This is a genomic window from Lentzea sp. NEAU-D7, from assembly GCF_026242055.1.
Taxonomy (GTDB): domain Bacteria; phylum Actinomycetota; class Actinomycetes; order Mycobacteriales; family Pseudonocardiaceae; genus Lentzea.
In genome coordinates, this window is record NZ_JAPJDL010000040.1 from 1 (window position 1) to 12,935 (window position 12,935).

At 70.5% G+C, this 12,935-nt stretch carries 8 protein-coding genes; 3 read left to right on the forward strand and 5 right to left on the reverse strand.

Annotated elements, in window-relative coordinates; genetic code table 11:
* The first annotated feature begins 174 nt into the window (after positions 1-174).
* The 3 genes from ORI60_RS44140 to mmuM all read left to right on the forward strand — a co-directional run bounded on the left by ORI60_RS44140 (position 175) and on the right by mmuM (position 4,264).
* Positions 175-1,923, forward strand: coding sequence for a glycoside hydrolase family 6 protein (locus tag ORI60_RS44140; protein ID WP_323056009.1), 1,749 nt, complete (start codon positions 175-177; stop codon positions 1,921-1,923).
* A gap of 235 nt (positions 1,924-2,158) precedes the next feature.
* The gene (locus tag ORI60_RS44145) at positions 2,159-3,184 is read left to right on the forward strand and encodes a LacI family DNA-binding transcriptional regulator (protein WP_266043960.1); all 1,026 of its coding nucleotides are present in this window, start codon (positions 2,159-2,161) and stop codon (positions 3,182-3,184) included.
* 183 nt (positions 3,185-3,367) lie between these two features.
* On the forward strand, positions 3,368-4,264 hold the full coding sequence (mmuM, locus tag ORI60_RS44150) for a homocysteine S-methyltransferase (RefSeq protein WP_266043961.1): 897 nt from the start codon (positions 3,368-3,370) through the stop codon (positions 4,262-4,264).
* A 400-nt stretch (positions 4,265-4,664) separates the two neighbouring features.
* Here the strand turns inward: mmuM and ORI60_RS44155 are convergent, their stop codons facing one another.
* Genes ORI60_RS44155 through ORI60_RS44175 form a run of 5 tightly spaced genes read right to left on the reverse strand, consistent with a single transcriptional unit; the run spans position 4,665 to position 12,895 of the window.
* The gene (locus tag ORI60_RS44155; protein ID WP_266043962.1) at positions 4,665-5,945 is read right to left on the reverse strand and encodes an RICIN domain-containing protein; all 1,281 of its coding nucleotides are present in this window, start codon (positions 5,943-5,945) and stop codon (positions 4,665-4,667) included.
* Positions 5,946-5,974: 29 nt separating this feature from the next.
* A complete protein-coding gene (locus ORI60_RS44160; RefSeq protein ID WP_266043963.1) occupies positions 5,975-7,270 on the reverse strand; it encodes a cellulose binding domain-containing protein in 1,296 nt (431 codons plus the stop codon).
* Positions 7,271-7,315: 45 nt separating this feature from the next.
* The gene (locus ORI60_RS44165; RefSeq protein WP_266043964.1) at positions 7,316-10,150 is read right to left on the reverse strand and encodes a glycosyl hydrolase family 95 catalytic domain-containing protein; all 2,835 of its coding nucleotides are present in this window, start codon (positions 10,148-10,150) and stop codon (positions 7,316-7,318) included.
* Between the two features lie 25 nt (positions 10,151-10,175).
* Complete coding sequence (locus ORI60_RS44170) at positions 10,176-11,522, reverse strand: PHB depolymerase family esterase (protein WP_266043965.1); 1,347 nt, start codon at positions 11,520-11,522, stop codon at positions 10,176-10,178.
* Positions 11,519-12,895, reverse strand: a complete 1,377-nt coding sequence (locus tag ORI60_RS44175; protein ID WP_266043966.1) for a glycoside hydrolase family 43 protein — start codon at positions 12,893-12,895, stop codon at positions 11,519-11,521. The genes ORI60_RS44170 and ORI60_RS44175 overlap by 4 nt, the downstream gene beginning before the upstream one ends.
* Positions 12,896-12,935: the final 40 nt, after the last annotated feature.

The following is a 12,935-nucleotide window of genomic DNA, read 5'->3' on the forward strand; positions in this document are numbered from 1 at the left end:
GGCGCTCGCGAACGGCGAGGTCCGGGGCGACCCGGACCTCGCCTTCGGGGACGGCTTCGCGCTCACCGGCTCGATCGGGATGGAGTACCTCGGCCTCAAAAGACTCGAGTGCACGCCCACCGCGTGTTCGCTCGTTGAGATCAAACACCATTGAGAGACAGGAGATCCGGAGCAATGAAGCTCTACGGACAGAGGCGGTGGGCCGCGACGGGAGTCGTGGTCGCCACCACCGCGGCGACGGTCGCGGTGGCGCTCAGCGCGCCACCCGCGGGCGCCGCGCCAGGATGCCGTGTCGACTACACGGCGAACAGCTGGGGCGGCGGAGGGTTCGGCGCCTCGGTGAAGATCACCAACCTGGGTGACGCGGTGACGGGTGGCTGGACGCTGAAGTTCGCGTTGCCCGGCAACCAGCGCGTGGCGCAGGGGTGGAGCGCGACCTGGACGCAGTCCGGCGCGGACGTGACGGCGGCGAGCATGCCGTGGAACGGGAACCTGGGCACCAACGCGTCGATCGACATCGGCTTCAACGGCTCCAACGCCGCCAACGGTGACGTGAACCCGACGACGTTCACCCTGAACGGCACGGTGTGCACCGGATCGCCGGTGACCAGCACGACGACGACCACCACCACTACGACCACGACCACGACCACGTCCAACGGACCTGGCCCCGGCAAGGTCGACAACCCGTACGTCGGCGCGAAGCAGTACGTCAACCCGGACTGGGCGGCCAAGGCGAACGCCGAGCCGGGTGGCAGCCGGATCGCGAACCAGCCCACCGGCGTGTGGATGGACCGCATCGCGGCCATCACGGGCACCGCGGACTCCCGCGGCCTGGTCGGACACCTGGACGAGGCGGTGCGCCAGGCGGCGGGCTCACCACTCGTCATCCAGCTGGTGATCTACAACCTGCCCGGCCGTGACTGTTCGGCGCTCGCTTCCAACGGTGAGCTCAAGCCGACCGAGATCGACCGCTACAAGACCGAGTACATCGACCCGATCGCGTCGATCCTCGCCAGGCCCGCGTACAAGGACCTGCGGATCGTCACCACGGTCGAGATCGACTCCCTGCCGAACCTGATCACCAACGTGACCCCGCGGCCCACCGCCGTGCCGGCGTGCGACGTGATGAAGGCGAACGGGAACTACGTCACCGGTGTCGGCTACGCGCTCGCGAAGCTGGGTGCCGTCCCGAACGTCTACAACTACCTCGACATCGGCCACCACGGCTGGATCGGCTGGGACGACAACTTCGGCGCCACCGCCGAACTGCTGTTCCAGGCGGCGAACGCCTCCGGTAGCACGAAGGCGAACGTGCAGGGCTTCATCGCCAACACCGCGAACTACGGCGCGTTGAAGGAGCCCTACTTCAAGATCGAGGACTCGGTGAACGGCACGTCCGTGCGCCAGTCGAAGTGGGTGGACTGGAACCGCTACGTCGACGAGCTGTCCTACGCCCAGGCGTTCCGGCAGCGGGCGGTGCAGGCGGGCTTCGACGCCAACGTCGGCATGCTGATCGACACCAGCCGCAACGGCTGGGGCGGCAGCGCCCGTCCGACGGGCCCCGGCCCGACGACGGGTGTGGACGCCTACGTCAACGGCGGCAGGCTGGACCGCCGCATCCACCTCGGCAACTGGTGCAACCAGTCGGGTGCCGGTCTGGGTGAGCGGCCCAAGGCGGCGCCGGAGTCGGGCATCGACGCGTACGTGTGGATGAAGCCCCCGGGCGAGTCCGACGGCGCGAGCGAGGAGATCCCGAACAACGAGGGCAAGGGCGCGGACAAGATGTGCGACCCGGCCTACACCGGCAACGTGCGCAACGGCAACAACCTGTCCGGTGCGCTGCCGAAGGCCCCGTTGTCCGGCAAGTGGTTCTCCGCGCAGTTCCAGGAGCTCATGCGGAACGCCTACCCGGCGCTCTGAATCTGAGCATGTGAGCGTGCCCATGCGGTCGGCCCCGCGTCTGGAGTTCCGGACGTGTGGGCACGCTCCTCTTAATTGATACGGAGTTCTGTCCGGCAACTTTCCAGACGGTGCAGAATTCGTCTGGACCACCGTTGACGCGCAATGTTAACGCGCACATCGCTCTTGATGTCATCAGAAGGTGCTCCCTATGGTGTCGACACACTCAGTGAGTGAAAGTGTGAAAGGAGGCTGTGTGGTCACCATCGCGGATGTCGCGCGGCATGCGGGGGTCGCCCCGAGCACAGTCTCCTACGTGCTCACGGGCAAGAGATCGATCTCCGCGGACACGAAGACGAGGGTCCGCGACAGCATCAGGGAACTGGGCTACCAGCCCCACGCCTCCGACCGCGCGCTGTCCACCGGCAGGACGAACGTGATCGGGCTGGTGCTGCCGCTGCGGGCGGGCACGCACCTGCCGGCGGTGATGCGCTTCGTCACGGCGGCGGTGACGACAGCGCGCAGGTACGACATGGACCTCCTGCTGATGACCGCGGACGACGGCGCGGCGGGACTGCGCCGTGCCGCGAACAGCGCGCAGGTCGACGGTTTCCTGGTGATGGACGTGGAGATGGACGACGACCGCGTGCCGTTGCTCCGGCAGCTGTCCAAACCGTCCGTCCTCATCGGACACCCGGCGGCCGCCAGGGGACTCACGTGCGTGGACCTGGACTTCGAGGCGGCGGGCGCGAAGTGCGTCGACCACCTCGCCGACCTCGGCCACCGCTCCATCGGTTTCCTCGGCGCGCCGAGCGCGGTCTACCGCCGCAGCACCGGTTTCGCCCACCGCACCATGAACGGGTTCAGCGCGGCCGCCATGCGCAGGGGAGTGGCCGCGACGGCACTCGCCGTCGAGGGCGACCACGACTCGGTGCTCAGGGCGACCAAGGCGCTGATCCGGGCGCACCCGTCGATGACCGCGCTGGTCGTGCACAACGAGGCGGCACTCGGCTGGATCACCTCGTGCCTGCGCGCGGCGGGCAGGCAGGTTCCCGGTGACGTCGCCGTGGTCGCGATCTGCCCGGACGAACTGGCTGAGCAGACGTCCCCCCTGCTCACCTCGGTTCGCCTGCCCGCTGAGGAGCTCGGCAGGCACGCGGTCGACCTGCTCGTCGCCAAGCTGGAGGGCAAGCAGCCGCCACCGCTGATGCTGTTGCCCCCCAGGCTCTCCCGGCGGGCGAGCACACCGGACCACGCCGTGCACCGCGGCGCGACGGGCTGACCGGTCCGCCACCGGCGGATCGGTACGTGACGGACGGTCGCTGGGAAGGCCTCAGCGCGTGCGGAAATGCGGCGCGCACGCGCGGAGGTCCCCGAAGATCGTCCTGGAGGGGTGCGCGACACCACGGCGGAGCGGCCGTCGCGCACCCCTCCCCTTTCTCCCCGTGGCCGTAGACTCGCCGGGGTGGAACTGGCAGACGTTTTGGCACGCAGGGCGGTCGTGCTCGACGGCGGGATGTCGACGGCCCTGGAGCTCGCGGGGCACGACCTGTCCGACGAGCTCTGGTCGGCCCGGCTGCTGCTCACCGACCCGGACGCCGTGCGCGCCGCGCATCTCGCCTTCTACCGTGCGGGCGCCGAGGTCGCCATCACCGCGAGCTACCAGGCGAGCTTCGAGGGCTTCGCCCGCCGCGGCATCAGCGAGACCGAGACGGCACGCCTGCTGCGCTCCAGCGTCGAGCTGGCCCGCTCCGCCGCGTCCGAAGTGGACGGACCGCGCTGGGTCGCGGCGTCGGTAGGGCCGTACGGCGCCGTCCTCGCGGACGGCTCGGAGTACCGGGGCCGCTACGGCCTGAGCCGGCAGGAACTGGTCCGCTTCCACGCACCTCGCATCGAGACGCTCTGCGAGGCCGCGCCGGACGTGCTCGCGGTCGAGACGGTCCCCGACGTGGACGAGGCCGAGGCCGTGCTGGAGGTGGTGCGCGGCAGCGGGGTGCCGGTCTGGCTCTCCTACACCGTGCGCGGCGACAGGACCTGCGCGGGCCAGCCGCTGGAGGAGGCGTTCGCGGTCGCGGCCGGCGTGGACGAGGTCATCGCCGTCGGCGTGAACTGCTGCGCCCCGCAGGACGTCGCGGACGCGGTCGCCGTGGCCCGCCGGGTGAGCGGGCTGCCGGTCGTGGTGTACCCGAACAGCGGTGAGCAGTGGGACGCGGCGGCGCGGTCCTGGTCGGGCGAAGGGGGCGGGTTCGCCGCGCAGGCCGGGGAGTGGGTCGGCGGTGGCGCGCGGCTGGTGGGTGGGTGCTGCCGGACCGGGCCGGACGCGATCGCGGTGCTGGCGGAAGGGCTGGCGGCTTCGGACTGACCGGGCGTGACCGGTGGGTGGGTGCTGCCGGACGGGCGGACGTGATCGGGGTGCTGGCGGTGGCAAGGCGAGTGGGTGTTCGCCGGTCTCTGGTCTGCGGGCGCTCCACGGCGCTGGCTGGACGCCTGGCGTCGTCGCATCGGTCGCGGGGGATCGGACCGCGACATCACCGAGGCCGCCGGACCTCGTTACCGGGCAAGGTGAGAGGGCTCCCACCGACCCGAGGCCGGTGGGAGCCCTCCGTTCAGCCGCACAACGTCCCGCATTCCCGTCCCAACCGGTCACGGAAGAACCCCAGGCGGCACCGCCGAAACGACCAGACACGCCCGTATGAGGCCGTCCAGGCGGCACCTCCGGTGGCCTCCCGCCCGCGAGCCGGAACGACCCCGCGGGACCCGGCCTACACCTGCGCCCAGCGCTGGTTCGCACCTCCGTGGCAGGTCCACACGATCGCGGCCGTCCCGTTGGCGGTGCCGGCGCCGTTGACGTCCAGGCACAGCCCGGTCTGGGCGTTGCCGATCGTGCCGCCCGCGTTGACGTTCCACTGCTGGTTCGCGCCGCCCTGGCAGTCCCAGAGCCGCACCGGGGTGCCCGCCGCGGCGTTGGCGGGGGCGTCCAGGCACTTGCCCAGGACCCGCAGCGTCTGTCCCTCGCGGGTGAACTGCTGGTTGGCGTTGCTGTGGCAGTCCCACACGACCATCGGCGCGCCGTTGGCCGTGCTGGCGCCGCTCACGTCCAGGCAGCGGCCCGAGGCCTCGCCGCGCAGCCTGAACGTGGTCGGGGTGGGAGTGGTGTCGCCGGTGAAGAACTTCCAGACCTCGGTCTTCACCCAGCTGCGCGCTCCGCTCTCGCAGCCGGCGCACCCGTCCACCGGTCCCTGCTGGTGGCCTCCGTCGAAGGGGGCCCAGACCACCGGGTACCCGGCCCGGCAGCCCGCGTAGGTGGTGGTGATGTGCGTGCGGCTGCCGGCCGCCGGTTCCGGTGCGTTCTGGGGCTGGCAGCCGTTGTTGCGCACCCACCTGTCCCGCTGGCCCCGGCCGGAGCCGATGTTGTCGCCGATGCCGTGGATCCCCATGAACGCGACGGGTGCCGTGCCGCCCGCGCACCCGCTGATCTCACCGGGGCTCGCGATGGCGGCGATCGCCCGGAAGACCGTCGGGCGGGAGCAGGCGAGCGAGATGCTCATCGCGCCGCCGTAGCTGAAGCCGAGGGCGAAGCGCTGCGTCGTGTCGACGCAGAGGTCGTTCTCGATCCGGCGGAGCATGTCGTCGACGAACGTGACGTCCTCGCCGCCGGAGTTGGCCCAGCCGTTGCCGATGCCCTGCGGCGCCACGAAGATCGCCGTGTTGTTCGCCAGCCGCCGCAGGCCGTAGTGGGCGTAGACGTCGCCGTCGCTCCCGCCGGAGGCGACGTCGTTCATCGTGCCGCCCCACCAGTGGAAGCCGAAGACCAGCCGGTGCTGCCGGGTGTTGTCGTAGTTGTCCGGGACGCTCAGGACGAACGACCGGGTCTTGCCCCCGCTCTGGATCGTGTGCGTGCCGCTGCGCAGGGTCGGCGCCTTGCCGCAGCCGGGCGTCGCGGCGAGAGGTGCCGCGGGATCGGCGGCACCGGTGCCGGCGCCGGACAGGACCAGTGCGGCGATGGCCACCGCGGTGAGCCACCACTTCTTGTGCTGGTGCATGGGTGTGTTCGCGCTCCCTGTAGTGGCGGTCAGGCGACTGAGCACGTGTTGCCGTTGAGGCTGTAGGAGGCCGGCGCCGAGTCGTTTCCGGTGTGCGTGGCCTGGAAACCGACGGTGATCGACGCGTTCGGCGCGATGTCGCCGTTGTACTGGACGTTTCTCGCGGTCACCTGCCCGGACGTGGGGGAGTAGGTGGCGCTCCAGCCGGAGGTGATCGTCTGCCCGCCGGGCAGGGTGAAGACCAGCGACCACCCGCTGACCGGCGAGGAACCGGTGTTCGTGATGGTGATGTTCGACGTCAGCCCGTTGTTCCAGGCGCTGATCACGTTGCTCACGCGGCAGGCCGCGTCACCGGGAGGCGTCGTGGTCGTGGTCGTCGTCGTGGTGGTCGTGGTGCTCGTCGGGCCACCGCCGCCCGGGAACTGGGTGATGAACTTCCACACCTCACCGGACGTCCAGGTCCGCCAGCCGTCGCCACCCGAGTCGATCGGACCCGGCGTGTGACCGCCGTCGAACGCGGCCCACACCACGGGATAGCCCGCCCGGCAGCCGCTGTAGTTCGTGACGATGTGCGTCCGGCTGCCCGCCCGCGGTTCGGGAGCGTTCTGCGGCGTGCAGCCGTTGTTGCGCACGAACGTGTCGCGCAGTCCGCGGCCCAGGCCGATGCCGAGCACGTTGTCGCTGATGCCGTGGATGCCCATGTAACCGATCGGCTGGGTGCCGCCGTCGCACCCGCTGAGCTGCGCGCCCGAGTAGGCGATCACCGCGCGGAAGACGTTCGCGCGGGCACAGGCCACCGCGTACGACATGCCGCCGCCGTAGCTGAAGCCGCCGGCGAACCGCTGGGTCGTGTCGATGCACAGCCCCGAGTCGAGGAGCCTGACCAGGTCGTCGACGAACCTCAGGTCCTGGCCGCCCGGGTTGGCCCAGCCGTTGCCGTTGCCCTGCGGCGCCACGAAGATCGTGCCGTTGTTCGCGGCGTCGGAGAGACGCCGCAACCCGTAGTAGGACCAGTTGTAGCCGTCACCGCCGCCGGAGTCGACGTCGTTCGCGGTGCCTCCCCTCCAGTGGAAGCCCACGAACAGCCGGTACTGGCGGTTGTTGTCGTAGTTGGGCGGCAGCCGCAGGATGTACGAGCGGTTCTGGCCACCGCTGCTGATCGTGTGCTGGCCGCTCGTCAGCGCCGGTGGCTTGCCGCACCCGGCCGTCGCCGCCGCCGTGCCGATCTCCCCGGCGACCTGGCCGCCCAGCGCGATCCCCGCCGCGCCCAGGAAGACCACGGCGCTCGCGACGGCCGCCGCGAACACGGACCTATGCCGGGACATGGCAGGACCCCTTGTGCAGGTGGAACATCGTCGTCCCTTCGCTCGTCAGGCTTGCTGGAGTTGGAACCGCTGGTTGTTGGAGCCGGTCGGACTCCACTGGGAGAGCCGGGCGCCGTCGGCGGCCGAGGCCTCCCAGACGTCCGCGGCGAGCCCGCTCTGGCGGTTGACGAGGCTGATCACGCCACCGCCGTGGTCGACCACCCGCCACTGCTGGCTCGTCGCGCCGGAGTCGGGCTGCTGGGTGATGTCGGCTCCGCTGCTGGAGCTCGCGACCTGGAGCACCAGGCCGCTGTGCCGTGCCCGCACGCGGTAGTGGCCGCCGCCGGAGTCGAGGAAGTCGAACTGCTGGTTCAGCCCACTGGTCGCGGACCACTGCTGCAGCAACGCCCCCGCCGCCGTGGACGCGCCGCTGACGTCGACGCACTTCCCGCTGTGCCGTGCGACGAGCCGGTAGTGGACACCGGGCCGCACACCGGGACCGGAGGCCTGACCGATCACGCGATAGGTGTGTCCGCGCTGGACGGGGAACGTGACGACGTCGGACTCCGGCTTGGTGGGCTCGACCACCGCGCCGCTCGTCGTGTCGCGCAGCTCGAACGTGCCGGCGAACACCCGGTTGCGGATCCGCGCGGTGCCGTCGCGGTCCGGCGTCACGGTCAGGGTGGTGGAGCCGTCGGCCCCCCAGGTCGCACCGACGGTGTACCCACCACGCCCGCGCAGGCCCGCGAAGCTGCCCGCGGACCAGGCCGGTGGCAGCGCGGGCAGCACGTGCAGCTCCCCGGTGTGGCTGTGCAGCAGCATCTCCGCGACACCGGAGGTCGCGCCGAAGTTGCCGTCGATCTGGAACGGCGGGTGCAGGTCGAACATGTTGGGCGCGAGGCGCTCGGTCGTCACCAGCGACCGGAGCAGGTCGTGCGCCCTGGCGCCCTCCTCCAGCCGGGCCCAGAAATTGATCTTCCAGGCCAGCGACCACCCGGTGCCCGCGTCACCCCGCAGCTCCAGGGTGCGCAGGGCCGCGGCGTGCAGCTGGGGGGTGCCGCGCTTGGTGATCTGGTTGCTCGGGTGCAGGCCGTAGAGGTGCGAGACGTGCCGGTGGTTGCGCTCGGTCTCGGTCCAGTCGTACAGCCACTCCATCACGTTGCCCCGCGAGCCGATCCTCGTCGGGGCGAGCCGCTGCCGCGCGGTGCGCACCTGGGCGCGGAAGTCGGCGTCGACGCCGAGCACCTCGGAGGCGCCCGCGCAGCCGTCGAACAGGTCGCGCAGGATCTGCATGTCCATCGTCGGCCCGGCGCAGACGCTGGCGTTCGTGTGGTGGTTGAGTTCCGGCGAGTTCGACGGGTTGGTGACGAGGACGCCGAGGCTCGGCTCGGTGACGAGCGTGTCCAGGAAGAACTGCGCACACCCCTTGAGGGCCGGGTAGTACGTGCGCAGGAAGCCGACGTCGCCGGTGAACAGGTAGTGGTCCCAGATCAGCGTCGACAGCCACGCCCCGCCGGTCTGCCACATGCCCGCCGCGGCGAAGTCGACGACCGACGAACCGCGCCAGGCGTCCGTGTTGTGGTGGGTGACCCAGCCGCGGGCGTTGTACTGCAGCTGCGCCGTGCGGGCTCCGGTGACGGTCAGGTCCTCGACCATGCGGAACACCGGCTGGAGGCACTCGCCGAGGTTGGTGGTGTCCGCCGGCCAGTAGTTCATCGGCAGATTCGCGTTGATGGTGTACTTCGAGTCCCACGACGGGGCCATCTGGTCGTTCCAGATGCCCTGCAGGTTCGCCGGTTGCGTGCCGGAGCGCGACGACGAGATCAGCAGGTAGCGTCCGTACTGGAAGAGCAGCACCGCGAACTGCGGGTCGCTCGTGCCCGCGTGCCGGGTGATCCGGACGTCGGTCGGCTGGTCCGCCGCCGCCGTGCGGCCGAGGTCGAGCGACACGCGCCCGAACAAGGCCTGGTAGTCGGCGACGTGCCGGGCCCGGAGCGTGTCGAACGCGACGCCCTGGGCCGCGTTCAGGCGGGCGCGGGCGTTGTTCTGGTAGTCGCCGTTGACCGTGCGGAAGTCGACGTAGCTGCTGCCGATGGAGATCAGCAGCGTCACCGCGTTCGCGCCGGAGACGCGCAACGTCCCGCCGGAGCTGCTGACGGTGCCGCCCTCGGCCACCGCCCTGGCGAGCGCGAGGAACCGGACGGTGCCCGCGATGCCGCGCTGGGCACCGGAGACGCCGTCCAGCCCGATCGTCATGCCGTCCACTGTGGACGTGGTGGTGCGCTGCGGTGAGCTGAACGACGCGGTGAACGAGATCGCGCCCGGCGTCTGCGCCGTCAGGCGCATCACGATCACCTGGTCCGGCGCGCTGGCGAACACCTCGCGCTGGTGGCGGACGTTGTTCGCCGTGTAGGTCACGACCGTCGTGGCCGTGGTGAGGTCGAGCGACCGCTGGTAGGACGACGCGGTCGCGGAGGGGAACGTGAGGCGCAGGTCGCCGACCGGCTGGTAGGCCAGCTGCCCGGCGGGACTGCCGAGCATGGTCTGGTCGATCAGCGTCTGCGCCTGCGTCCACTGCCCGGCGAACACGAGCCGCCGGATCTCGGCGAGAGATCCGGCGCCCCGCGGGTTGGTGTAGTCGTGCGGCCCGCCCGCCCACACCGTGTCCTCGTTGAGCTGCAGGCGTTCGGTGTCGGTGTTGCCGAACACCATCGCGCCCAGCCGGCCGTTGCCGATCGGCAGAGCGCGCAGCCAGTCGTTCCCGGCAGGCCCGGCGTACCACAGCGAGAGGTCGCCGGGTGCGCGTACGTCCGCGGAGGCGGGGCTCGCGGTCCACCCCGCCTGCGTCAGCGCTACACCCGCGCCGAGCTTGATGAGCTGCCGGCGGTTCAGGTCGGACATGCCGGTCCTCCAGTGGTGTGCGCGGTCAGCTCACGGCACAGCGCACGCCGTTGAGCGTGAACCCGTCCGCGGGTGAGCTGTCGCCCGTGTGCGTCGCCTGGAACCCGATCGACACCTGGGCGGAGGGCTGGATCTGCGCGTTGTAGCCGACGTTGCGGGCGGTCACCTGGCCGGTGGTGGGGGAGTAGGTCGCGCTCCAGCCGCCCGTGACGGTCTGCCCGCCGGGCAGCGTGAACTGCAGCGCCCACCCGTTCACCGGTGTCGAGGACGTGTTGGTGATGGTGATCGTCTCGGTCAGGCCGGTGTTCCAGGCGTTGACCACGGCCTTCACCGAGCAGCCCTGGGACGGCGGCGGTGTCGTGGTGGTGGTGGTCGTCGTCGTTGTGGTGGTCGTGGTGGTGGTCGTCGGTGGACGATCGAGACCGAGGAACGTGATGGCGTGCGAGACCATCCCCGCGGTCGGAACGTCGTGCCCGGTGCCCTGGGCGCTGATCCCCTCGACCACGGCAGGCGTGCCGGAGCCGTAGCGGGTGCGCGTCCAGTTCGGCTGCGGCTGGTCGGTGGTCGTCGGCGTCCTGCTCACGCCGTGCACGTTCGTCCACTGGTCGAGCGCCTCGCCGAAGTTCGGGTACGCCAGCGTCGTGTCGGCGGTGCCGTGCCACAGCTGCATCCTCGGGTAGCGCCCGGTGTAGCCGGGGTACATCGCCCTCGCCTGGTCCCCCCACTGCTGCGGGGTCTTCAGCAGGGTGCCGCCCGAGCACTGGCTGTTCCACATCGACCCGTCCGTCGTCGCGAAGCAGCCCGCCGGGACACCGGCGAAGGCCGCGCCCGCGCTGAACACGTCCGGGTACTGGGCGGCCAGCACGTTGGTCATCATCGCGCCGGACGAGATGCCCGAGACGACGATGCGCTCCGGGTCCACGTTGTAGCGCTGGCGCGCGTACGACACCATCGACATGATCCCGGTGGAGTCGCTGCCTCCGTTGCGGCGCAACGCGTTCTGGGTGGACACGTCGAAGCAGCGGCCCTCCCTCGTGGCCTCCGGGTAGACGATCACGTACCCGTTGCGGTCCGCGGCCGTGACGTAGTCGCGTCCGCCGCCGTTGTGCACCGCGCTCGCGGAACCGGTGCAGTAGTGCACCATCACGAGCAGGGCCGGGCGTTCCGCGAGCCTGTCGGGTGCGTAGACGTACATGTTCAGGCCGGTCGGGTTCGTGCCGAAGTTCGTGACCCGCACCAGCGACGCCGCCTGTGCCTGCTGCGGCACGAGTGAGAGCGCGACGGCGGCGATCAGCATCAGCACCGCCGCGATGACGCCGGCGAGGCTGAGCCCGTCGAGGCTCGTCCGGCCGTGGGACTTCGAGCTGCTCATGACGCGCTCCCTCCGCCGAACTGCCACCAGTTGATGTTGAGCAGGTAGCCGCTGCCGCCGCTGAACCTCAGGTAGAGGTCGCGCGTACCGGTCAGCCCGCTCACCGGGCAGGTGACGGTGGTCCAGCTCTGCCAGCCGCCGGTGTTGGGCACGGTGCAGCGGCCGGCGAGGGTGCCGGTCGGGCTGCCGCTGCGCACCTCGACCGAGCTTCCCGCGACGGTGGACGCGACGCGGGCGGTGAACGTCGAGGCGCCGTTGCCGAAGGCGACGTTCTTCACCTTGATGTTGTCACCGTTGTTGATGTAGCCGACGTTCATGCCGCCTTCGCTGGAGGCCTCGGTCTCGATGCCGTTGCCCCACGCGATGGTCTCGGCTTCCTGGCGTGCGTAGGGGTTGAGCGTGTCGGCCGCCGGTGGTCCCGCCGTCGTCATGGTGAGGGACGGGATGGTGCCGTCGGCGTTGTAGCTGAACTTCTCGACGGCCACGGAGCGGGTGAAGCCGCCACCGCCGGGCAGGGCACCGTTGTGGTAGAAGAAGTACGAGCTGCCCTTGAAGTCGATGATGCCGGGGTGGTTGGTGAAACTGCTGCCCTGCGTGGGCATCACCGTGCCGCGGTAGGTCCACGGTCCCGTCGGGCCGGGGGAGGTGGAGTAGGCGATGAACTCCGAACAGCACTTCGCGGCGAAGACGTTGTAGTACAGGCCGTTGCGCTTGTAGATCCAGGGGCCCTCCTCGTAGAGGGTGGGCCGGTTCGGGTCGCCGGTGCGGGTGCCGAAGCCCGCCGTGGTGAGCGGGATCCTGGTGATGCCGCCCGAGTAGGACGTCATGTCGGCGTTGAGGCGGACGTAGGACAGGTTGGGGTTGCCCCAGTACAGGTACGCCTGGCCGTCGTCGTCGATCATGACCGTGGGGTCGATCTCGCCGTTCTCCACCAGGGGGCGGCCGAGTGCGTCGCGGAACGGGCCGGTGGGGCTGTCGGCGACGGCCACGCCGATGGCCGGGCGTCCGGTGGTCTTGGTGACGACGGGGACGTACCAGTAGAACTTGCCGTTGCGTTCCACGGCCTGGCCGGCCCACGCGTCCTGTTTCGCCCAGCTGAACGAGGCGAGGCTCAGGGGCGAGCCGTGGTCGGTCCAGTTCACCATGTCCGCGGAGGACCAGACCCGCCACTCCTTCATGGTGAACCAGGTAGAGCCGTCCTCGTCGTGGCCGGTGTAGAGGTAGACCCGTCCGTTGTGGACCAGCGGCGCCGGGTCGGCCGTGTAGATGTGCTGCACGATCGGGTTGTCCGCCCTCGCGGGCGCGACCACCACCATCAGGAACGTGCCCACCACCAGGGCGATGCTCGTCCAAAGCCTTCGTGTCTTGACCAATGTCGTCTCCCAGGGCAGGGCGCTCCGGCGGACGGGCGAA